This window comes from Pseudomonas sp. 44 R 15 (assembly GCF_900004965.1).
GTDB lineage: Bacteria > Pseudomonadota > Gammaproteobacteria > Pseudomonadales > Pseudomonadaceae > Aquipseudomonas > Aquipseudomonas orientalis_A.
Genome location: NZ_CVTU01000097.1, coordinates 6,287 through 29,366 on the forward strand (window position 1 = coordinate 6,287; position 23,080 = coordinate 29,366).

The 23,080-nt window shown below is 61.1% G+C and carries 20 protein-coding genes; all 20 read right to left on the reverse strand.

Annotated features, from left to right (window positions below):
• Nucleotides 1–271: 271 nt before the first annotated feature.
• The gene (gene fliJ, locus BFP93_RS15490) at nt 272–721 is read right to left on the reverse strand and encodes a flagellar export protein FliJ (RefSeq protein ID WP_065884550.1); all 450 of its coding nucleotides are present in this window, start codon (nt 719–721) and stop codon (nt 272–274) included.
• A gap of 3 nt (nt 722–724) precedes the next feature.
• On the reverse strand, nt 725–2,083 hold the full coding sequence (fliI, locus tag BFP93_RS15495) for a flagellar protein export ATPase FliI (RefSeq protein WP_065884549.1): 1,359 nt from the start codon (nt 2,081–2,083) through the stop codon (nt 725–727).
• Nucleotides 2,073–2,837 (reverse strand): flagellar assembly protein FliH, encoded by a 765-nt coding sequence (gene fliH / locus BFP93_RS15500; protein WP_065893764.1) that lies wholly within the window; start codon nt 2,835–2,837, stop codon nt 2,073–2,075. Before fliH ends, fliI begins: the two co-directional genes overlap by 11 nt.
• Before the next feature lie 10 nt (nt 2,838–2,847).
• Nucleotides 2,848–3,864 carry a flagellar motor switch protein FliG gene (fliG, locus tag BFP93_RS15505; RefSeq protein ID WP_057721344.1) on the reverse strand — a complete coding sequence of 339 codons (1,017 nt, stop codon included), beginning with the start codon at nt 3,862–3,864 and terminating at the stop codon, nt 2,848–2,850.
• Entirely contained in the window at nt 3,857–5,629 is a 1,773-nt protein-coding gene (gene fliF / locus BFP93_RS15510; protein WP_065893765.1) for a flagellar basal-body MS-ring/collar protein FliF, read from the reverse strand. The genes fliG and fliF overlap by 8 nt, the downstream gene beginning before the upstream one ends.
• A gap of 16 nt (nt 5,630–5,645) precedes the next feature.
• Complete coding sequence (fliE, locus tag BFP93_RS15515) at nt 5,646–5,975, reverse strand: flagellar hook-basal body complex protein FliE (RefSeq protein WP_065884546.1); 330 nt, start codon at nt 5,973–5,975, stop codon at nt 5,646–5,648.
• 275 nt (nt 5,976–6,250) lie between these two features.
• The gene (locus tag BFP93_RS15520; protein WP_065893766.1) at nt 6,251–7,627 is read right to left on the reverse strand and encodes a sigma-54-dependent transcriptional regulator; all 1,377 of its coding nucleotides are present in this window, start codon (nt 7,625–7,627) and stop codon (nt 6,251–6,253) included.
• A 7-nt stretch (nt 7,628–7,634) separates the two neighbouring features.
• A complete protein-coding gene (locus BFP93_RS15525; protein WP_065893767.1) occupies nt 7,635–8,846 on the reverse strand; it encodes a sensor histidine kinase in 1,212 nt (403 codons plus the stop codon).
• 110 nt (nt 8,847–8,956) lie between these two features.
• Nucleotides 8,957–10,432 carry a sigma-54 dependent transcriptional regulator gene (locus BFP93_RS15530; protein ID WP_065884543.1) on the reverse strand — a complete coding sequence of 492 codons (1,476 nt, stop codon included), beginning with the start codon at nt 10,430–10,432 and terminating at the stop codon, nt 8,957–8,959.
• Between the two features lie 170 nt (nt 10,433–10,602).
• Entirely contained in the window at nt 10,603–10,899 is a 297-nt protein-coding gene (locus tag BFP93_RS15535) for a flagellar protein FliT (protein ID WP_065884542.1), read from the reverse strand.
• A 26-nt stretch (nt 10,900–10,925) separates the two neighbouring features.
• Nucleotides 10,926–11,330 carry a flagellar export chaperone FliS gene (gene fliS, locus BFP93_RS15540; protein ID WP_065884541.1) on the reverse strand — a complete coding sequence of 135 codons (405 nt, stop codon included), beginning with the start codon at nt 11,328–11,330 and terminating at the stop codon, nt 10,926–10,928.
• A 138-nt stretch (nt 11,331–11,468) separates the two neighbouring features.
• Nucleotides 11,469–12,863, reverse strand: a complete 1,395-nt coding sequence (gene fliD / locus BFP93_RS15545) for a flagellar filament capping protein FliD (RefSeq protein ID WP_065893768.1) — start codon at nt 12,861–12,863, stop codon at nt 11,469–11,471.
• Between the two features lie 81 nt (nt 12,864–12,944).
• On the reverse strand, nt 12,945–13,304 hold the full coding sequence (locus BFP93_RS15550) for a flagellar protein FlaG (protein ID WP_065893769.1): 360 nt from the start codon (nt 13,302–13,304) through the stop codon (nt 12,945–12,947).
• Between the two features lie 77 nt (nt 13,305–13,381).
• The gene (locus BFP93_RS15555; protein ID WP_065893770.1) at nt 13,382–14,803 is read right to left on the reverse strand and encodes a flagellin N-terminal helical domain-containing protein; all 1,422 of its coding nucleotides are present in this window, start codon (nt 14,801–14,803) and stop codon (nt 13,382–13,384) included.
• Between the two features lie 265 nt (nt 14,804–15,068).
• On the reverse strand, nt 15,069–15,998 hold the full coding sequence (locus BFP93_RS15560; RefSeq protein ID WP_065884537.1) for a ketoacyl-ACP synthase III: 930 nt from the start codon (nt 15,996–15,998) through the stop codon (nt 15,069–15,071).
• A gap of 276 nt (nt 15,999–16,274) precedes the next feature.
• Nucleotides 16,275–17,879, reverse strand: a complete 1,605-nt coding sequence (locus BFP93_RS15565; protein WP_065893771.1) for a flagellar hook-associated protein 3 — start codon at nt 17,877–17,879, stop codon at nt 16,275–16,277.
• 14 nt (nt 17,880–17,893) lie between these two features.
• Complete coding sequence (flgK, locus tag BFP93_RS15570; protein WP_065893772.1) at nt 17,894–19,939, reverse strand: flagellar hook-associated protein FlgK; 2,046 nt, start codon at nt 19,937–19,939, stop codon at nt 17,894–17,896.
• A gap of 10 nt (nt 19,940–19,949) precedes the next feature.
• Nucleotides 19,950–21,215 (reverse strand): flagellar assembly peptidoglycan hydrolase FlgJ, encoded by a 1,266-nt coding sequence (gene flgJ, locus BFP93_RS15575; protein WP_065884534.1) that lies wholly within the window; start codon nt 21,213–21,215, stop codon nt 19,950–19,952.
• 4 nt (nt 21,216–21,219) lie between these two features.
• The gene (locus tag BFP93_RS15580) at nt 21,220–22,308 is read right to left on the reverse strand and encodes a flagellar basal body P-ring protein FlgI (RefSeq protein ID WP_163001578.1); all 1,089 of its coding nucleotides are present in this window, start codon (nt 22,306–22,308) and stop codon (nt 21,220–21,222) included.
• A gap of 27 nt (nt 22,309–22,335) precedes the next feature.
• Nucleotides 22,336–23,031, reverse strand: a complete 696-nt coding sequence (flgH, locus tag BFP93_RS15585) for a flagellar basal body L-ring protein FlgH (protein ID WP_065884533.1) — start codon at nt 23,029–23,031, stop codon at nt 22,336–22,338.
• Nucleotides 23,032–23,080: the final 49 nt, after the last annotated feature.

Below are 23,080 nucleotides of genomic sequence, written 5' to 3' on the forward strand. Positions count from 1 at the left end.
ATGGCCCAGTGCGGCTAACCCGGCGTCCTGCCGGGTTGCCCACGGATTCAAGCCTGCGTTCGGCCAGCGTGGTTTAACGGGGCGCCTAGGATCACAAGCAGATCAAAATCAAGATCAAGAGCGACTCGCTTCGCATCGTGGTTACGGTTGGGCGCTGCTGAGTTGTGTAGATACCTATGTCCCGATTGCCGAGTGTCAGTCACTGCATCTTTTGACTGACACACCACCATCGAGGGCAAGCCCCCTCCCACATTTTTTCCTGCTGCGTTGGTTAGAACGGTTCCTGGCGCGGAAGGCGCTGGGACAGTTCATCGAGCAACTTCTGCTCGCGCTTGTCTTCAATCGCCCGCGCTTCATCGATATAGCGCTGCACCAGCTTGCGCAACCCCTCGACGCGGGCAAACGCCTGTTGCCAGCTCTCGCGGGCCTTGTCGAGGTTGTTCTGGTGCCAGGCCAGGCTCTGGCGCTGTTGGCCGACGGCGGTTTCCAGCTGATTGAGAAAGCCCTGATACCCCATCAGCCACTGGCCCGACACGCCCTTGCTGCCGCGTTCGATCCACTGTTGCTGATATTCGAGGCGAAAGCGCTCCAGGTCGCCCAGTTTGCTCTCCGCCAGGCGCACCTGGCCCTGGAAATACCCCAGGCGCTGCACGGCGGTTTTTTCGGCCTTTTCGGCCATTTCCACCACCGGGGCCAGGCGCGCGGCGCGGCTGTTGGCCATGGGTTAGCCGCCCGGCGCGGGGGCGAAGATGGACTGCAGATGCGCTTCGCTTTCGCCCATGCTGATCTTGTCGTTAAGCCCCTGGCGCAGGTAAGTCACCAATTGCGGCTGCAGGGCAATGGCCAGGTCGGTCTCGCGATCGCCACCGGCCACGTAGGCGCCGACGCTGATCAGGTCGCGGCTCTGCTGGTAACGCGACCACAGTTGCTTGAAGTATTGTGCGCGGGCCATGTGTTCCGGCGTGACCACCGCCGGCATCACCCGGCTGATGGACGCTTCGATATCGATGGCCGGGTAGTGCCCCTCTTCCGCCAGGCGTCGCGACAGCACGATGTGCCCATCGAGCACGCCCCGCGCCGAGTCGGCAATCGGGTCCTGCTGGTCATCGCCTTCGGACAATACCGTGTAGAACGCGGTGATCGAGCCCCCGCCGGCCTCGGCATTACCGGCACGCTCCACCAGCTTGGGCAGTTTGGCGAACACCGACGGCGGATAGCCCTTGGTCGCGGGTGGCTCGCCGATGGCCAGGGCGATCTCGCGCTGGGCCTGGGCGAAACGGGTGAGCGAGTCCATCAGCAACAGGACATTCTTGCCCTTGTCGCGAAAATATTCGGCGATGCGCGTGCAGTACATGGCGGCGCGCAGGCGCATCAACGGTGCGTCATCCGCCGGAGAGGCGACGACGACGGAACGCTTGAGGCCTTCTTCACCCAGGCTGTGCTCGATGAATTCCTTGACCTCACGGCCACGCTCGCCGATCAGCCCGACCACGATGATGTCGGCCTCGGTAAAGCGCGTCATCATGCCCAGCAACACCGACTTACCCACACCGGTACCGGCGAACAGGCCCAGGCGCTGGCCGCGACCGACCGTCAATAAACCGTTGATGCTGCGAATGCCCACGTCCAGCGGCACGCTGATGGGGTTGCGGTTGAGCGGGTTGATGGTGGGGCCGTCCATCGGCACCCAGTCCTCGGCCTTCATGCCGCCCTTGCCATCCAGCGCACGCCCGGCGCCATCGAGTACACGGCCGAGCATGCTCATGCCCATCGGCAAGCGCCCGGTGTCGGCCAGGGGCACCACACGGGCACCCGGAGCGATACCGGCGAGGCTGCCCACCGGCATCAGGAAAATCTTGTTACCGGAAAAGCCCATCACTTCGGCTTCGACCTGCACCGGATGGTAACTGTCGTCGTTGATCACCATGCAGCGGCTGCCCATGGCGGCGCGCAAGCCCTCGGCCTCAAGCGTCAGGCCGACCATGCGCAACAGGCGCCCTTCGAGGACTGGCTGGCCGGGCAACTGCGTGGCCTCGGCGTAGCTGTCCAGGCGCTTGGCGAAGCTGGTGCGATCAAGGCGCATCGGTGGCGTCCAGGTCAACGCTCAGGTCAGGCTCGGCCGGGTGCAGCGCCTGTTCATGCAACTGGTCGAACAGCTTGGCCATGATCTGGCTGATGCGGGTTTCCACCGTGGCATCGATGCGGCTGTGCTCGGTCTCGACGCGGCAACCGCCAGGCAGCAGCGCGGCGTCCTCGACGATGCGCCAGGTTTCTTCATGGCGCTCGCGCAAGGCTTTGACCTGCTCGAAATCCTGCGGGTTGATGTACAGCCGCACATTGCCCACGCCCAGGGGCAGCAGCTTGAGGGCTTCGCGCATCACGCTTTCGATCTGGCTGGAATCGAGCACCAGTTCACGCTGGATCACCTGGCGGGTGATGTGCTGCAGCAGACCGACCATGGATTTTTCCAGCTGCGAGTCTTGTTCGGCGATGGGGTCGAACAGGTTGCCCATCAAGCGCTCCAGGCTGCCCAGCTTGACGCTGAGGGCGTCTTGAGCCTCCTGACGGACCTTGAGGGTGGTGCTGCGAAAACCATCTTTTTCACCCGCCGCGAAGCCTTCGTTGTAAGCCTCCTGGCGGATGGCTTCCAATTCTTCAAGGGTCAGCGGCTGGACTTCTTCCAGCGGCACTTCTTCCATCTGCGCCGGCGCTTCCTGCACCGGTTCAGGCTCTGGCTGCGGCACGTGGGGGTCGAAGCTGGGCAACGACCAGATGTCGAACCCGCCGACATCCCGCGCGCGAATCAGATCGCTGGGCGTCTCATCTTTGTTCGACATGCGGGGCGCCTTAGATCATTTCTTCGCCGCCCTTCCCGCCGAGAACGATTTCTCCGGCTTCGGCCATACGGCGGGCAATGGTGAGGATTTCTTTCTGCGCGGTTTCCACGTCGCTGACGCGTACCGGGCCCTTGGCTTCGAGGTCGTCGCGCAGCAGTTCGGAGGCACGCTTGGACATGTTCTTGAAGATCTTTTCCTTGACGCCCTCGTCCGAGCCCTTGAGCGCCAGCACCAGCACGTCGGACGACACTTCGCGCAGCAACGCCTGGATGCCACGGTCGTCGACATCGGCCAGGTTGTTGAACACGAACATCAGGTCTTCGATCTGGCCGGACAGGGTATCGTCGATCTCGCGGATCGAGTCCATCAGTTGGCCTTCGACCGAGCTGTCGAGGAAGTTCATGATGTCGGCCGCCCGCTTGATGCCACCCAGGGTGGTGCGCGAGGCATTCGAGTTGCCCGAGAACTGTTTCTCGAGAATCGTGTTGAGTTCCTTGAGCGCCGCCGGCTGCACGGTGTTCAGCGACGACACGCGCAGGATGATGTCCAGGCGCACTTTATGGTCGAAGTGGCCGAGCACTTCACCGGCCTGGTCCGGGTCCAGGTAGGCGACGACAATGGCCTGGATCTGCGGGTGCTCGTAGCGGATCACGTCGGCGACGGCGCGCGGCTCCATCCATTTGAGGCTGTCCAGACCGCTGGTGTTGCCGCCCAGCAGGATGCGGTCGATCAGGCCGTTGGCCTTGTCTTCGCCCAGGGCCGAGGTGAGCATTTTGCGGATGTAGCTGTCGGAGCCGACGCCCAGGCTGGTCTGGTCGCCGACGATCTCGACGAACTCGCTCATCACCTGCTCGACTTGCTCGCGGTGCACATTGCGCATCTGCGCCATGGCCACGCCCACGCGCTGGACCTCTTTGGGGCCCATGTGGCGCAGCACTTGGGCAGCGTCGGTTTCGCCCAGCGACAGCAGCAGCACGGCGGCTTTGTCGACCCGGGAAAGCTTGGCCACAGCGACTCGATCATTCATCAGCGTTAATCCACTCTTTCACGACCTGGGCCACACGGCCCGGGTCTTCTGCCACCAGACTCTTGATTGCGTTCAACTGAGCGTCATAGCCTTCGCTCGGGCTTGGCAACAGGATGCTTTGCGGGCCGCCCAGGCTGACGCGGTCGTTGGCCAACTCGCCGTCCAGGCCGCCCATGCCGCCCAACTCGACGTCGCCACCGGCCAGGGCGAGCTGTTTCTTGCTGCCACCGGTGATGTTGTTGAGCACCGGGCGCAGCACGCCGAACACCAGCACCAGGATGAACAACACCCCCAGCACTTGCTTGACGATGTCCCAGAACCACGGCTGGGTGTAGAACGCCGGGTCGGCGATCACTTCGCCGCGCTCGACGGAGAATGGCATGTTGATCACGCTGACGCTGTCGCCACGGCTGGCGTCGAAACCGACGGCGTCCTGCACCAGGCGGGTAAAGCGCGCCAATTCATCGGCGCTCCATGGCGCGCGGGTGATGGCACCGTCAGCGGCGTTGACCTTGACCTGGTCATCGACCACCACCGACACCGACAGGCGATTGATCTTGCCCTGCTGCTGCTTGGTGTGGCTGATGGAACGGTCGAGCTCGAAGTTCTTGGTGGACTGGTTACGCTTGTCCGCCGGGTAAGGCGCGAGCATCGGCTGGCCGGTGGCCGGGTCCATGATCTGCTGGCCGTTGGCGTCCAGCAGCGGTTGACCCGCCGCAATCGCGCCAGCGGTGGCAGCGGCGCCACCGGTGGTTTGCGGGGCCGACGCCGGGGACGGCGGCTGGTTGCTCAGGGCACCCGGCACGCCTTGCGGACCATTGCTGGCGGTGCGTTGTTCGCTGGTGGACTGCTCGCTGCGCAGGGCGGGCTGGTCCGGGTTGAATTGCTCGGATGTCGACTCTACGGCGCTGAAATCCACGTCGGCGGACACTTCAGCCTTGTAGCGGTCGTTGCCCAATACCGGTTGCAGGATGTTGTGCACGCGCTGGGTCAGCATGCTTTCCATGCGGCGGCTGTAATCGAACTGCTTGCCGGCCTGGGTCAGCGCGGAGTTTTCGGCCATGTCGGAGAGCAGGTTGCCCTTCTGGTCGACCACCGTGATCTGCGACTTGCTCAGTTCGGGAACGCTGGTGGCCACCAGGTTGATAATTGCCAGCACCTGGCCGGGCTCCAGGGAACGACCGGAAAACAGCTCGACCAGCACCGAAGCGCTGGGCTTGCGCTCGTCACGCACGAACACCGAGCTTTTCGGAATCGCCAGGTGCACACGGGCACCCTTGACGTTATTCAGGCTGGAGATGGTACGCGCCAGTTCGCCTTCCAGGCCGCGACGGTAGCGGGTGGCTTCCATGAACTGGCTGGTGCCCAGGCCCTGGTCCTTGTCGAGGATTTCAAAACCGATATTGCTGTCGGACGGCGTCACGCCGGCGGCGGCCAGTTTCATCCGCGCACGTGCCACGTCATCGGCCTTGACCAGCAGGGCGCCGGAGTTGGGCTCCACGGTGTAGGCGATGTCGGCGGCGGCGAGGGTTTCCATGATCTGCTTGGAATCCATGCCCGCCAGGCTGCCGTACAGCGGCCGGTAATCAGGTTGCTGCGACCACAACACCACGGCAAAACCAATCGCCACGCTGGCAGCCAGGCCGACCAACAGGCCCACCTGACGCAACATGGTCATTTCGGAGAGATTTTCCAGGAACGACAGGCCAAACAGCGGCGGTTTGCCGTCTGTCTTGGCGGGTACGTTGTCGATTGCTTCTGCCATGAGTTAAATCTCGCCCTTAAACCGGCATCTGCATGATGTCTTGATAAGCCTGGACCAGCTTGTTACGCACTTGGGTCAAGGCCTGGAAGGACACACTGGCCTTTTGCGAGGCGACCATCACATCGGTGAGGTCCACGCCGCTTTTACCGATCTCGAACGCCGTCGACAACTGGCTGGACGCCTGCTGGGTATCACTGACTTTATTGATTGCCTGACCGAGCATGTCGGCAAAACTGCTTTGGCCCAATTCCGGCGCTGGCGCGACGGATTTCGGTTGAGCCATGGCATCCATTTGCATGGAGCGCATATCCAACATCAACCGATTGAACTCAATACCCTGGCTCATGAACTTCTCTCTCCGACGACCCGCAATTTTTTGACACTACGCAGCGGTTATCAGGGGAGGTGCAACAAGGGTGCCAGCTTCGTTGCGACTCGTAAGAAAAGGCGACAAAGCTTGTCGACCTTGTTACTGCACGTTTTTTTTGTAGGAGCGAGGGGGACGCCTGGTTCTTGCTCGCGAAGCACTCATGGACGCCGCGTACATCCAGGAAGCACGCGTTATCGTTGACGTTTTTCGCGAGCAAGCTCGCTCCTACAAAAAACGGCATTGGCGCGAAGTCAGGTGGCGAACAGGTATGCTTCCACGTCCATCCCGGCGTCGCGCATCTGCGCCAGCTTGTAGCGCAGGGTGCGCGGGCTGATGCCGAGGCGCTCGGCGGCTTCCTTGCGGCGGCCGCGCTCGGCGCGCAGGGTGTCGATGATCATCTGGAATTCGCGGCGGCGCAGGTCATCGCCCAGGGCGCCGGCCGATTCGGTTTCGGCGACGAGCGGTGCCGGCGCAAGGCTCGGCAACGGCGCCACGCCACTGCCCATGGCCAGGCAGAAGTCCTGGGGCTGGATCAAGCCCCCCTGCTGGAGGATCAGCGCACGCTGGATCGCGTTGTCCAGCTCACGCACATTACCCGGCCATGGATAAGCAACCAGGCAAGCCTCAGCCTCAGCTGACAGCCGCGCCTGGGCGTGCTTCATTTTTTTGACGTGGTTGTTCAGCAGGCGCTCGGCCAGAGGAATGATATCGGCCGGGCGTTCGCGCAACGGCCGCCAGGCCAGCGGGAACACCGACAGACGGTAAAACAGGTCTTCGCGAAAGCGCCCCGCCGCCACTTCGCCCGCCAGGTCGCGGTTGGTGGTGGCGACCACGCGGATATCCAACTGGATCGGCTTGCGCGCGCCCACCCGCTCCACTTCGCGCTCCTGCAACACGCGCAGCAACTTGGCTTGCAGGCCCAGGGGCATTTCCGAGATTTCGTCGAGCAAAATGGTGCCGCCGTCGGCCTGTTCGAACTTGCCGGCCTGGGCCGCGATGGCGCCGGTGAACGAGCCCTTTTCGTGGCCGAACAGGGTGGCTTCGAGCATGTTGTCCGGAATCGCCGCACAGTTGATCGCAATGAAGGGCTGCCCGGCCCGACTGGATTGCTGGTGGATATAGCGCGCCAACACTTCCTTGCCGGTGCCGGACTCCCCCGAGATCAATACGGTGGACTCGCTGCGCGCCACCCGGGCCGCCAGTTCCAGCAACTGCGCGCTGGCCGGCTCGAAGGCAATCGGGCCATCGCCCTCCACCGTCGACATGACGCCAAGCGCATGCCGCGCCACCAGTTCGATCAACGCCTTGGGTTCGAACGGCTTGACCAGATAATCCGCCGCGCCCTGGCGCATGGCGTCCACGGCCCGCTCGACGGCGCCATGGGCGGTCATCAGCAGCACCGGCAATTGCGGCTGACGCGCGCGCAGCAGGCCGAGCAACTGATGGCCGTCCATGCCGGGCATGTTCACATCGCTGACCACCAGGCTGAAAGTTTCTCGCTCCACGGCCTCCAAGGCTTCCTCGGCAGAGCCGACCGCACGGTAGTCATGGCCCGCCAACAACAGCGTGTCAGCCAATGCTTCACGCAGGGCGCGATCGTCTTCAACCAGTAAAACCTTGATAGTCATGATCCTTTTACTCCGCGCTTGCCGCGCTGGAAAACAGCGGCAAGGTCATCAATGCACAGGTGCCGCGCCCCAACCGGGAACGCAGCTGCAATTCTCCCTGATGCGCACGTGCCACTGCCTTGACCACGGTCAGGCCCAGGCCGGTGCCGTTGGTCTTGGTGGTGAAAAAGGGCTCGCCCAGGCGCTGCAGCACGGCCGGCGCAATACCACTGCCGCTGTCGCTGATGCACAGGCGCAGGCTTTGCTCGCGGCGGTACAGGTGCACCTTGAGGCGCGCCCCCGGGCCGCTGGCCTGGGTGGCGTTTTCGATCAGGTTGAGCAGCGCGCCGACCAGGGTGTCGCGATTGCACAGCAACTCACCCTGGTGGCTGTCGCATTGCCAGCGCAGGCTGGCGCCCTCGGTATGCGTGGCGGCCGCCGCTTGCAGGGCTTGCATCAACGCGGCCGGGGTCAAGCGGTCGGTCAGCGGCAGTTCACCACGGGCAAACACCAGCATGTCGCGCACCTGATGCTCCAGCTCGTGCAGGCGCTCCTTGAGGCGTCCGGCAAAACGCTGGTGGGTGGCTGCGGGCAGTTGCTCATCAGTCAAATGACTGGCGTAGATCAATGCCGCCGACAGCGGCGTACGGATCTGATGCGCCAGGGAAGCGACCATCCGCCCCAACGACGACAAGCGCTCATGGCGCGCCAGTTGATCCTGCAGGTGACGGGTTTCCGTCAGGTCGTTGAGCAGCACCAATTGGCCCGGCTCGGCATCCAGTGAACGGGTGGCGATGGACAGGCGCCGCCCATCCTTGAGGGACACTTCGTGGCCGTCATCGTCACGTGGCGCAAAGCAACGGGTGATGACGTGGCGCCACAGCTCGCCCTCCAGCGGCAGGCCGAGCAGGTCGCAGGCGGCCGGATTGGCTTCGCGCACACGGCCCTGGTCGTCGATGACGATCACGCCACCGGGCAACAGCGAGAGCAGGTTCTGCAGGCGGTTGGCCAGGCGTTCTTTCTCGGCCAATTCCTGCATGCGCTGGGCACTGACCACCGCCAGTTCGCCTTTGAGCTCGGACACTCGGGCTTCAAGCAGACTGTAGGAATCGGTCAGCTGGCTCGACATCTGGTTGAACTGCGAGAACGCCTGCTCCAGACCCTGGCGGATCGGCGGTTCTACAGGCGAAACCAGCCCCGGAATGGCAGGGGCTGCAGATAGTTGGGCGGCGTGGGGCATGGTGCTCTCTCGCTTGGCTGACCGTCAGTTAAACGGAACGTTGCGAGGGCTGTAGCAATACCCGTGCCGAAAAAAAACTACTTATAAATCAAGACGCTGAAAAACACGCGTCAATCATCCGCCTGTTCATCACCTTCTTTGCGGCTCATACCGTACTTGCGCATCTTCTCCACCAGGGTGGTGCGGCGAATGCGCAGGCGCTCGGCGGCACGGGCGACGATGCCATTGGCGTCGTCCAGGGCCTGTTGGATCAGGCCTTGCTCCAGGTTGCCGAGGTAGTCTTTCAGGTCGAGGCCTTCGGGCGGCAGCATGGCCGTGGCACCGAAGTCCGGCGTATGGCCGTTGATCGCCACGCGCTCTTCCATGTCGCTGCGCAGGCTGTCGACCATCTGCTCGTCTTCATCGTCGACGTAGCGGAATTTCTTCGGCAACTCGACCACGCCGATCACACCGTAGGGGTGCATGATCGCCATGCGCTCCACCAGGTTGGCCAGCTCACGAACGTTGCCCGGCCAACCATGACGGCACAGCGACATGATGGCGGCGGAGTTGAAACGGATGGAGCCGCGTTTTTCGTGCTCCATGCGTGAAATCAATTCGTTCATCAGCAACGGGATGTCTTCCACGCGCTCACGCAGCGGCGCCATCTCGATCGGGAAGACGTTGAGGCGGTAGTACAGGTCTTCGCGGAAGCTGCCGACCTCGATCATGCTTTCGAGGTTCTTGTGGGTGGCGGCGATGATGCGCACGTCCACGCTCTGGGTCTTGTTGCTGCCCACGCGCTCGAAGGTGCGCTCCTGCAACACGCGCAGCAACTTGACTTGCATCGGCAGCGGCATGTCGCCGATCTCGTCGAGAAACAGCGTGCCGCCGTTGGCCAGCTCGAAACGCCCGGCACGGCTGGTGATCGCCCCGGTAAAGGCGCCCTTCTCGTGACCGAACAATTCGCTTTCCAGCAGCTCTGCCGGGATCGCCCCGCAGTTGACCGGCACGAACGGCCCGTCGCGGCGCTTGGAGTGATAGTGCAGGTTGCGCGCGACCACTTCCTTGCCGGTGCCCGACTCGCCGAGGATCAACACACTGGCGTCGGTGTCGGCCACTTGCTGCATCATCTGGCGTACGTGCTGGATCGCCCGGCTGGTGCCGACCAGGCTGCGGAACAGGTTGGGTTCACGGTGACGGCCGCGCTCGCGGGCCTGGTCATACATCTCGCGATAGACCTGGGCGCGGTGAAGGGAGTCGAGCAATTTGCTGTAGCTGGGCGGCATTTCCAGGGTGGAAAGCACGCGGCGGCGCTGGTCTTCCGGCAGGTCCACGGAAGAAATATCGCCCATCAGCAACACGGGAAGGAACTCATCCCAGGTTGACAGTGTCTTTAACAAGCCCAAAACAGCGCCAGGAGCGTTTACCGTCCCGATCAGCACACAAATGACTTCGCGGCTCGATGACAATGAGCTGACAGCCTGCTGCCAATCGTGGCTACCGCAGGGCAAATTTTCTTCACCAAGAAAATTCAAAATCACCGCCAAATCGCGGCGGCGGACGCTATCGTCATCGATCAGCAGAATTTTGGTTTCACGCCACATGCAATAGCAACTTCCCTAGTAAAACTTCCTGCCCCGGAATCAGGGCAATCAAGACGCCTGTAAGACTTATTACTTACTAGACGTCTGAAATCTGAAAACAACACTAGTTAAGTCAAAAATGCTGGCACAGTCAAATATATGACGCACCGTTCGGACCAACTGAGCTTCTATCAGCCGAACAGATGGTAAACCTTTGACGCATTTTTAGCTTGGTTGATCTGCGACATCTCTTCGAAAATCGCCTGGCGCTCGCCGGTCGTCACCTCAAGCAACTGCTGGTAAACCGCCAACAGGCTCTCCAGCTTTTCGCGCAGCGCATCCTCGTCCACCGGTGCCTGGCTGAGCACGTCATCAATCACGTTGCGACAGCCCAGGTCCAGTTCGCCGATGGCGTCCCAGTTGCGCGCAGCGAGGGCGTCAACCAGGGCTTCACGGGTTTCATCGATGCGTTGCAGTGCGTGGCTCATGACGTATTCCTCAAGGCCCAGTGGCCTTACTGTGCGGCGCCCTGGGGTGCGGCGATGGCATCCCAGCCTTCTTTGACGGTGATCAGCAGACGAGCGACTTCGTCGATCATGTCGGCATCGTTGTGCAGATTGGCCTCCATCAAACGGTTGGTCATGTAGGCGTACAGACTTTCCAATTGCTGGACGTAAGCCGGATCTTCACTCTTCTGCGCATCCAGACCATCACGCAGGCCGATGATGATGTCGATGGCCTTACCGAGCATCAGGCCTTTTTGAGCGATGTCCCCACGAGCCAATGCGCCCTTGGCCTGTGCCATGCGGTCGAGGCCGCCCTCCATGAGCATCTGCACCAGACGATGCGGGCTGGCTTCGGAGATCTGGGCATGGGAATTGACCTTCTGGTATTGGCGAAGGGCTCTCATGGGATTCATGGTTCTACCTCGTAACAGGCGACAGCGAAAAGGATTTCAGTAACCAATATGTCGACGGGATCGCAGAAAACTTTAACCCCGATGGTCCCCAAAAAAACGAAGCCCGGCAGGCAGCCCGGGCTTTTTCATGCATCAACATCAATTATTTTTCTGGTTGTTCAGCGCGTTGAGCGTGCCCATGATGTTGTTACTTTGCTGGCGTAACTGGGCGACCAGCGAATCCATCGCCGCGTATTTACGTATCAGGCTGGCCTGCAGATCCGCCACATGCGCGTCAAGTTCCGCCTGGTCCTTGCTCAAGGTCTTGAGGTTATCGGAGAGCGCGGTCGTGCGCGTCGCGAAGATACCGGTGGTCGCCTTGGCATAACCTTCAGTGGCATTGGTCATGCGTGCCAGCAACCCGGTCTTGCCGCTGAACATACTGCTGATATCTGCGGAGTTGGTGAGCGCTACCTTGTCGAAGGTTTTGTCGTCCATGGTCAACAGACCGGTACCGGAGTCGGTACCGATACCAAATTGTGCCAGGGACTTGATGGTGCCGGTCCCGGACAACGCGTTGAACTCGGCGCGCAAGGCGCTTTGCAGCGAGCGCATGTTGGCGTCACCGGTCAAGGTCGCCGATACCGAGTTACCCGCCGCGTCCTTGGTCACCTTGGTTTCGGCATTCATCGCCTTGAGCAACGCGTTATAGCTGTCGACAAAGCCTTTGACCCCGGACTTGAGGGCGGCGGTGCTGGTAGTCACCGAAATCGTCGTGGTGACCTTCGGCCCGTTCGGGTCCTTGGTATCCACGGGCGGTGAAACCGACAGCAGCTTGATGCTGACCCCACTCACCGCGTCCGAGATGTTGTTGGTCTTGGACGTATACGCCACGTTATCGATGGTGTACTCGGCGTTCTGCGGCGTATCGATCACGTTGTAGCCGGTATCGATACCCGAGTTGCCCGACAATGTCAGGTCCGAGCCGACGCCGCCCGTGGTGGATGTCAACACCATGCGCGAACCGGTGGAGTCGGTGACGATGTTGGCACTGAGCCCGACGGTGCCGAACTGGGTGTTGATCGAGTCACGTACCTGTTGCAGGGTTGCGCCCGGCGGCACGCTCAGGTCGAACTTCTTGCCCGACTGGGAGATGGTCAGGGTGGTGGCGGCAGTGCCCTTGTTGACCACTGTCGAAGCGCCGCCGGCCAGGGTGGCCGTGGACAGTTTGGAAGGCTGGGCGAGTTTATTGACCACCAGGTTGAAACTGCCGTTGGCAGCGCCCTGAGCGGTGGTCATGGTCGCGACCTTTTCATTTGACGAAGTGCCGGTCAGACCACTGAAGCTATTGTCGTCGGTCATGCTCTTGATGGCGCCACGGAAGGCGCTCAATGCCGACTGGATCTTGCCGATCGACGACAACTGGGTAGTCGCTTTCTGTGACTGGGTGTTGATCTGGGTCTGCTTCGGCGCCCGATCGGCGTCGACCAGGGCTTTGACGATGCCCTGGATGTCGATACCCGAACCCACACCGTTTACCGTTGTACTCGCCATCGTCTTTCTCCTAATACGGCTGTTGGCGTTTTCTTGACGAACCGCACTTCAAGAAAGCAACGCAACAAGTTTCATGCCAGTTCAGACCTTTTCATCGAACAGCACATGACTGGCGGTAGCCAGGCTCTGTGCAAGCTTCAAGGCCGTTTCCGACGGAATCTGGCGGATCACCTCGCCACTTTCAGTGGCGATGACCTTGACCACGACCCGATGGGTGGAATCATCAATGGAAAAATCCAGTTTGCGCTGGGCCGCTTGTACGAATTCTCGAATATCGGTGACTGCCTTTTCCAGGTCAGCCCGTTTCGGCTCACCGGCGACCGGCGCGGCCGGCGCGATTGCCTCGACCTTGGCGTTGTCTTTGTCCGCAACCACCGCAGGGGCCGAGCCTTGAGGGGCTACCGGTGGATAAGACGAGGCCAGCTTTACACTCATGTCCATGTCCAATCTCCTCTACAAACCGAAAAAGACGAAAGGGCACGTAAACGCGCCCTTCCGTCAATTACCAAGCGACGCTATTACTGAAGCAGCTTCAGTACAGCGGATGGCAGTTGGTTGGCCTGCGACAGAATCGCGGTAGCAGCCGACTGCAGGGTTTGTTGCTTGGTCAACTGAGCTGTTTCAGCAGCGAAGTCGGTGTCTTGAACGGTAGAACGTGCAGCGGTGGAGTTTTTCTGAATGTTGGTCAGGTTGTCCACAGTAGTCGTCAGACGGTTCTGAACAGCACCCAGGCCCGAACGTGTGCTGTCGATGCCGCCGATAGCCTTGTCCAGTACCGCGATGGCCGCTTGTGCGTTGAAAGCGCTGCTGACGTCGGTCTGTGCAACCGTGGTCTTGGTGGAAGCTGCGGCAGTACCTGTTGCGGCGAACAGACCGGTTACACCGGCACCGTTCATCGCGTAGCCTTTGGACGAGTCCAGGTTCACTGCACCGGTAGCGATCAGGCCGTCGGCCAGCGCGACGGCGGTACCGTAGGCACCAGCACCGTCTTTGGTGGCAACAGTGATCGAACCGGCGGCAGTGGAGGCACTGAAGTTCAGGTTCTCACCGGAATCGGACTTGACCGACAGGGTGCCCTTGGATTGGTCGTAGTTGACGCTGATGCCCAGCTTGGCGGAGTTGGATTTCAGTTGGTCAGCCAGGCTGGCGGTATCGGTTACACCGGTGAAGGTGGTGGCTTGGCCGCCAACAGTCATGGTGAAGGTAGCAGGCGTGGTCTTGGCGGCAGCACCGACGGTGAATTGAGCTTCAGTGCTGGCCGTAGCGCTCAGGCCACCTACAGCGCCGTTCAGTTGGCTGGCGATGGTTTTGGCCGATGCGCCTTGAAGAACAGTGACACTGGCGGTCTGGCCATTACCGGTCAGGCCGATCACGCCACCGGCAACACCTGAGGTGCTAGGTGCAACGCCGACGCTCTTGATCTGCTGCGAACCGATGTTGTTGGCAGCAACGTTGTCCAGGGACAGGTTGATGGTTTCGTTGGCGTTGGCGCCTACCTGGATGGCTTTGGTGCCGTACGAACCGTCGAGCAGCTTCTGGCCACCGAAAGTGGTGGTTTCCGAGATACGGGTCAGTTCCGAAGTCAGCGCCTGGTATTCTTCCTGGTTGGAAGTACGGTCAGCGTCGCTCAGGGAGCCGGTAGCCGAGGACAGCGCCAGGGTACGCATTTTTTGCAGAATGTCGGTCGAAGCCTGCATTGCGCCTTCAGCGGTCTGCGCGATGGAGATACCATCGTTGGCGTTCTTTACAGCTTGGCCCAGGCCGTTGATTTGGCTGGTCAGGCGGTTGGAAATCTGCAGGCCCGAGGCGTTGTCTTTAGCGCTGTTGATGCTCAGGCCAGTGGACAGACGCTGCATGGAGGTTTGCAGCGAGCTGGCAGCTTTAGCAAGGCCGTTCTGGGTAGTGATGGAAGCAATGTTGGTGTTTACTGTTAAAGCCATGACGAAATCCTCGATGGATGGATACTGCGGCTTCCGGCCCTGGCAACCGCCTGGTGTGGCCTGAGAACCTACGTAATAGTTATCGTCGTGGTAGCCGGTTGCTTGAGGTTTTTTTTGATTTTTTTTACTAGCCCTGTGCCAGCCCTTGCAATTCAAGCAGTTACTGCTATTGAAAACCCCGGTTTTGTTGGCTTTTCTGGCGCCAAATAAAAAACGCCGATGATCTTTCGATCATCGACGTTTTTTTTACGCGCCCCTCACAGGGTCATGGGCGATACAGAATCGCCGAGCCCCAGGACAGGCCTACACCAAAACCGCTGATTGCCACACGCTGCCAGGCGGCATTCATCACATGTTTTTCCAGCAGCAAGGGAATGCTCGACGATACGGTATTGCCGGTCTCGACCATGTCCTTGATGAACTTGTCCACCGGCGCATCTTCAAAACGGCGCGCCACCGCGTCAACAATGGCGGCACTGCCCTGGTGAATGCAGAACGCATCGATGTCATCGGCCTTGAGGTCTGACTCATCGAGCAACTCGTGCAAATGCGCCGGCACCTTGAGCAAGGCGAAGTTGAACACCTGGCGGCCATTCATGAAGAACACGCCGTCACTGACCTTCAGGTGCGGCGCGCCGGAACCGTCGGTGCCGAACTTGGATTTGCCGAGCAACCACTGCGGGTCTTCGCCCATCCAGGTGGCGGTGGCGGCGTCGCCGAACAGCATGGTGGTGTTGCGGTCCTCCGGGTCGACGATTTTCGAATACGGGTCGGCAGTGATCAGCAGGCCGTTTTTCAGGCCGGTGGCTTCCATGAAGCCCTTCATCGCATAGATGCCGTAGACATAGCCGGAGCAGCCCAGGGAGATATCGAACGCGGCCACGTGGGTCGGCAGGCCCAGTTTGTCCTGGACGATGGCTGCGGTGTGGGGCAGCCCTTCTTCATCGCCGTTCTGGGTGACGACAATCACCGCGTCGATGGACTCGCGCTTCAAGTCCGGGTTGCCGGCAAACAACGCGTTGACCGCTTCGACACACAGATCGGAGGTTTCCTGCGCGGCATCCTTGCGCGGCAGGAACGCCGAGCCGATCTTGCCAATGATGAATTCCTCATCCTTGGCGAATTTGGCACCCTGGGCGTAGTTATCGATACCGTCCGCCGGCACGTAACTGGCGATGCTTTTAATGCCAATCATTGTGGCTTCCCAATACAAAATAGCTGGAGAACACCCCAGGGCCTGCGCCCGAAGTGCTGACAATAAAAGGGGATAACCCCAAAAAAATTCGCTGAAAGCCGCCTCGCAAGGACCCTGTGACGACTTATCCTTTTCACACGATACAGTGAAGATGCGCTTTATGACTCACAGGTCACTCAATTTTGTGCGCTTTGTGCAAAACTTCCAAACAATTAAGCCCCAAAAACGACAACGGCCCGCCCTGTTTCCAGAGCGGGCCGCTTGACGCAGCGCCACTTACATCTTGCTGAAGAGACTCAACTGCGAGATTTTCACGAAAGCCAGCTGGGAGGCTTGCAGCATGGTTTGCTGCAAGGTCAGGTTGATTGCGGCTTGAGCCGTATCGATATTGCCCAGATCACTCATGGTGCTGGTGTTAGCCAGGCCGATGCTGGTGTTCTCGCTGGTCTGAATGTCCAGTGCGTTCTGCCGCGCACCAATCGATCCGCGTACGTTATCGACCTGTGTACGGGTATTGCCAAAGTTGGCGATGGAAGCGTCCAGTACATCCTTGAGCTTGACCGTCGCCGCTGGATTACCGTCGGCCGGTTGCTCCAGGGCATGGCGCAGCTGGCTGAGGCTATCCAACGCATTCTGAGTCTTCTGTGTCGTTGCAGCGACTGCGAACTGATCTCCGCTTTGGGGCGTACCGCTGACACCAAAGGTCACCCCGGCAGCCGTGACCGTGGTGCCGCCGCCCGTGTCACCTGTGGCAATGGCTTTACTGTCAACCGTGTAGGGCTGGGCATACACCTCGTACGCGGTACCGGAGGTGAATTTGACCACCGCACCGCTGTTCGCCGGGAATGTGCTGGCATACGCCGCCTGATTGGACACCGAGGCATTGGTCAACTGCGCAGTGGACGGGTTGCTTGGGGTACGGGACACACTGAAGGTGTCCGGCTTGGCGGCCAGACTGAAAGAACGATCCTTGACCAGAGCATCCGCGTTCGGGCCCGGCGCGATATCCTTGAGGTCCAGGGTGATATCGAACTTCACGCCGCGCAGGTTCACGCTGGAACCGCCTTCCTTGGTGGAGTCGAAAGTACCGTTACCCGGAATTTGCGACGTGATGTCGTTACCGCTCTTGTCGGAGATCTTGTATTGGGTGCTGCTGGTAAAGGTCAACGTGTAAGGCTGGCCGTCGGCAAATTGCTTGGTGTAGTCAGTGCCCGATGTCACCAGGCCTGCCGACAACGCGACTTTATTGTCGTTCGGCACCGGCGCCGTCGCAGGCGGAACGATCGCAGGTGCTATCCAGGTAGACTGGGTGCGTCCCGAATTCGCCGCTCCCCCCATGATGCTCTTGCCGGTATCGCCCGCCTGGATCTTCAGCGTGTCCGACACCTGCAGGCTGAGCGGGGTCTCGTCGCCCTGGTAACTATAGGAACCATCGCTGTTGCGGCTATACGGTGGGGTCGCCGTCTTGGACCCGGAAAACAGATAGCTGCCCGCTGCGTCCTTGCTGTTGAGCAAGCCCAGCACCTGATCCTCTATCGCGCCGATTTCCCCGGCAATCGACTTGCGATCGGCATCGCTCAGCGAGCCGCCCGCACGCAACGCCAGCTCACTGGCTTTCTGCAGCGCGTCGGTGATCGAGCCCAGCACGCTTTCTTCGTTGGTCAGCGAGTTCTTCAAGCTGGTGATGTTGCCGTTGAACTGGCCCAACATGTCTTTCTGCTGCTGCAGCATCAGCAAACGCGCCGCAGCGACCGGGTCATCGGAAGCGGTCTGCACGCGCACGCCGGTGGACGCCTGATCCTGAGCCTTCACCACACTGGAATAATTATCCGAATACTTGGCCGAGCTGGTTTCGAAATATTGAGCAGTGGAAATACGCATCGTCCCAGACTCCCTTAAAGACTATTGATCAGCGTGCTGAAGGTTTCTTGCGCAGCCTTGATGATCTGCGACGACGCGGTGTAGTACTGCTGGAACTTGATCATATCGCCCGCCTCTTCATCCAGGTTGACCTGGGACACCGAGTTGCGCGCATCCTGGTTGGCCTTGAGCAAGGCACCGGTGGCGGTGGTGTCAGTGATGGCGGAGGCGGCCTTGGCGCCGACACTGGAGACCAGGCGGCTGTTGGCCGCCACCAGGCTCACGCCGCCGCCACTGCCATCGGACAAGCCGAGCGTCGGCTTGGTTTGCAGGTCGAGCAGCGCCTGGGCGTTGCGGTTATCGGACTTGCCCGAGGCGTTGAAGGAAAACGTGGTGCTGTCGCCGGCGGCGGGCAAACCGCCAACGGTGGTATCGAACTTGAAGCTCTTGGCCGGCACCAGCAGTGCACCGTTGGCATCGCGCATCGGTACGTCGACGGTGATCTTGTTGCTTTGGCCGGGCACGATGGTGCCAGTGCCGATCGGATTGCCCTGGGCATTGCTGAGCGTGTAGCTCTGAGTGCCGTCCGCCGCAGGCTTGCCGAACACCATCTTCACCGGCATCGAATGTTCGATGCCGGTACGCAGTTGCGCCGTGTCGGCGCCACCGTGAATATCGATCGGCAGGGTCAGGGTCGGCGGAGTAAAGCTGCCGGTGCCTTGATTGGTCTTGCTGCCCTCGCCCAGCAACGGCCCGGCGAACGCGATTTTGTTGGCGTCGGTCAGCGCGGTGCCGATGTTTGCCGCGCCACTGGCGGTGGGGCTGACCTTGAAACTGTCCCCCGCCGCTATCGGCCCCTTGCCATCCAGGGCCAGCGTGAAACCGTCGATCACCGGAGGCGGCGCGGTGTTGGTGTCGAACGCGCCCATGGCCTTGCCGTCGGAACGCACGACGTTGTAGTTGTTGCCGCTGGTAAAGGTCACTTTGTAGTCGTAGGTCGACAGCTTGCTGGTGTCGCTGATGCTCACGTTCAAGTTGCCGGAGCCGCTGCTGTTGCCCATCGCGCCCTGACTGCGCTGGGCGACGGCGGCCGCGCTGTTGATGTCCTTGAACAGCGACGAACCGAAGTCGCCGTTCAGGTCCAGGCCCTGGCCCAGCTGGCTGTTGACGGTATCGGCAGTCGCCAGGGCGATGCGCCCCAGGTCATTGATGGCCGGCATCAATGCGTCGGTGCGATAGCGCAGCAGGCCGCCGATGCTGCCGCCGCTGAGCACGTTGCCCAGGTCGATCGCCGTGCCGCCGCCGGCATTGAGCGCGATGGTGTACTGGCTTGGATCGCTGCTGCCGGGTACCGCCGAAATCGTATTGGCCTGATCGCCCAGCACCAGGGATTGGCCGGTGCCGGTGCTGACGCTGAACACGCCATTTTTTTCACTGGTGGTCACGCCCACCAGTTCATTGAGCGAACGTACCGCTTCGTTGCGTGCATCGAGCAGGTTGGCCGGGGCGCTGCTGCTGGAGCCCTGGGCCAGGGTGATCTGCTTGTTCAGCGAAGCAATCGAGGAGGTCAACTGGTTGACCTGGCCGCTCAGCGTGCCCAACTGGCCGTTGATCGACTGTTTCTGCTCGTTCAACTGGCTGGAAATCGAATTGAAACGGTTGCTCAGGGTCTGGGCGCTGCTCAACAGCACTTGCCGGGCGGACACATCGCTGGGGGTGGCCGCCGACGTCTGCACAGCGGCGAAGAACGCACTGAGTACCGAGGACATGCCGGTGGTCTTGTCCGACAAGGTCTTATCGATGGCGCTGGCCTGGCCGGCATACGCCTTGGCGTCGTTGCTCAGCGCCGTGCTGTTCTGGTAGGCCGCATCGAGGAACTCGTTATACACCCGGCGCACATCCGACAGGGTGGTGCCGCTGCCGATGTACACACCGCCGTAGGGGTTATTGGCATTGGCATTCTGCGTGGTCTGCTGACGCGAATAACCCGAGGTATTGGCGTTGGCGATGTTATTACTCAAGACCGACAGCGATCCTTGAGCGGCATTGAGCCCTGACATCCCGATACTGAGCAAACTCATGGTTCAGACCTTATAAATGTGTGGTTGCGCCAGCGGCAGCGTAGTTCTGGTAACTGTTCATGTTTTTGGCGATCTGCGAAATCTTGCTGGCGTAGGCCGGATCGGTTGCATAACCGGCTTTTTGCAACTCGCGTACAAACTGTTCCGGGTTGTCGGCTGATTTCACAACTTCTTTATACCGATCATTGCTTTGCAGCAGCGTCACGAGGTCATGGAAGCTGTCCTGATAGGAGCTGTAGGAGCGGAACTGCGCCGTCTCCTTAACCATCGCGCCGTCGCGAAACTCGCTGGTGATCGCCCGGGCCTGGCCGCCCTGCCAGCTCTGGCCGGCCTTGATGCCGAACAGGTTGTGACTGCTGCTGCCGTCTTCGGCGCGCATCACCGATTTACCCCAACCGGTTTCCAGGGCGGCCTGGGCCACCAGGTACTTCGGATCGATACCGATACGCGCGGCGGCGGCCTTGGCCATCGGCAGCATGGTGGCGACGAATTCATCCTGCGAGCTGAAGGCCTTCTTCGCCGGTGCCAGCGGTGGCTGGGCAATGGCGCGGCCGTAGACCTGCATCTTCCCGCTTGGTACGGCAACGCTGCGCGCGCTGCTGTTGATCACGTTGTCATCGGCGGCACTGTTGCGCAGTGGCGCGACCTTGGCCTCGACCTGGGTACTCGGCACGATGCCCGCCAGCAGGCGGTCGGTCAGTTTGCTTGGCAAGGCGATACGGCGCTGGTTCATCAGTTCCATGTCGTTGCTGTGGGACGCAACGGCACCGGCCTTGGGCTCGGCGACGCGGTAAGCCCACAACGGACGCTGTCCATTGGAGCGACCCAACGGCCCCTCAGCCTGGGTGCCGGCGGCAATTTCAGTCGGAACATCGACCTTCTTCACTGTTTCAGCCGTGGCGGGGCCCTGCAAGGTGGCCGCCTGGGCGTCCACCGGCTTGTTCTTCTGCATCTGGCGCATCAGTACGTCCGCCAGGCCAATACCTCCGCCTTCGCGGGACATCGACACCGCCAATTGCTGGTCATACATTTCCTGGTACTGCTTGGCCGCCGACGTGTTCAGCGGGTTGTCCTCGCCCACGGCGTCGGTGGCCGAACGCATGGATTTGAGCATTTCGTTCAAAAACAGCGACTCGAACTCCTGCGCAACCTTGCGCATGTTGCCTTCGCTGTTTTTGCCGTCGCCGACCTTGAGCTGGTTCAGCCGGTTCAGGTCGGAGTAAGCCCCCGAGTCTGCCGAACTGATAAGACCGCTCTTACGCATATCCATGACCATGGCCTCAGATCACAATCAGGTCGGCTTGCAGGGCGCCGGCCTGTTTCAGGGCTTCGAGGATCGCCATCAAGTCGCCGGGGGCGGCGCCGACCTGGTTCACCGCGCGGACAATCTCATCCAGGGTGGTACCGGGGCCGAACTTGAACATTGGCTTGGCTTCCTGCTGTGCATTGACCCGCGAACGCGGGACCACGGCGGTCTGGCCGTTGGACAAGGGCCCAGGCTGGCTGACGATCGGGTCTTCGGTAATGGTCACGGTCAGGCTGCCGTGGGTCACTGCCGCCGGCGAGACCTTGACGTTCTGCCCGATCACGATGGTGCCGGTGCGCGAGTTGATGATGACTTTGGCGATGGCCTGGCCTGGATCGACCTCAAGGTTTTCCAGGATCGACAAGTAGTCGACGCGCTGGCTTGGGTCCAGCGGCGCAGTGACGCGGATCGAGCCGCCGTCGATGGCCTGGGCCACGCCAGGGCCAAGCATGTCGTTGATCTTGTCGACCACACGCTTGGCGGTGGTGAAGTCGGAACGGTTGAGGTTCAGGGTCAGGCTGTTGCCCTGATTGAAGCCGCTCGGCACGGTGCGTTCAACACTGGCACCCCCGGGAATGCGACCGGCCGACGGCACGTTGACGGTGATCTTCGAACCGTCGCGGCCTTCGGCGTCGAACCCGCCCACCACCAGGTTGCCCTGGGCAATGGCGTAGACGTTGCCGTCGATCCCTTTGAGCGGGGTCATCAGCAAGGTGCCGCCCCGCAGGCTTTTGGAGTTACCGATGGACGCAACGGTGATGTCCACCACCTGGCCCGGCTTGGCGAACGCCGGCAAATCGGCACTGATCGACACCGCCGCGACGTTTTTCAGCTGCACGTTGCCCGAACCCGCAGGCACCTTGATACCGAACTGCGACAGCATGTTGTTGAAGGTTTGCAGGGTGAACGGGGTCTGGGTGGTCTGGTCACCCGTGCCGCTGAGGCCGACCACCAACCCGTAGCCGATCAACTGGTTGGAGCGCACGCCGGAAATGCTGGCGATGTCTTTCAGGCGTTCGGCCTGGGCGACGGCGCTCAGGGACAGCAACACTACCGCCGCCATCAGTTGCTTGACGTTCAAAATGGCCACCTAGAAAGGGAACAACGGGCTAAGGAAGAAACGGTCGAACCAGCCCGGCTGGCTTGCATCGGCAAACGAACCCGTACCCGAGTAGGTAATGCGCGCATCGGCAATCCGCGTCGACGGCACGGTGTTGTCGGTGGCAATGTCATCGGCGCGGACCATGCCGGCAATGCGCACCAGTTCGTCGCCGGTGTTGAGGGTCATCCATTTTTCACCGCGTATGGCAATGATGCCGTTGGGCAGCACGTCGGCCACGGTCACGGTGATCGAACCGGTCAGGGTGTTGCCCTGGGCCGCCGCACTCTTGCCGTTGGTAGCACGGTCGCCGCTGTAACCGGCGTCGAGGCTCAGGTCGCCACTGCCCAACGGGTTATTGGTGTTGGGCACGCCGCCGAACAACGATGTCAGGCCCAGCTTGGCTTTGCTGGTCTTGCCTATCTGCGAGTTGGCATTCTTGCTGGCCTGGGTGCGCTCGTTCAGGGTGATAGTGATGATGTCCCCGACCCGGAACGCCTTGCGGTCGCTGTACAGGTTCTGCTCGAAACCGGCCTGGTAGATCGAGCCATTGTTGGCCGCCGCCGGCAACGGCGTGCGCGGCAACACCGGCGCGTAGTACGGGTCATTGGGTTTCGGCGACGGGGCGACACAGCCCGCAAGCACGGCGATCCCACTCAATGCCAGAACAGAAACAAAGCGATTCATGACCCTAACCTCACGGTGTTACAGGCGCTTTAAGGGCGCCCCATAGACT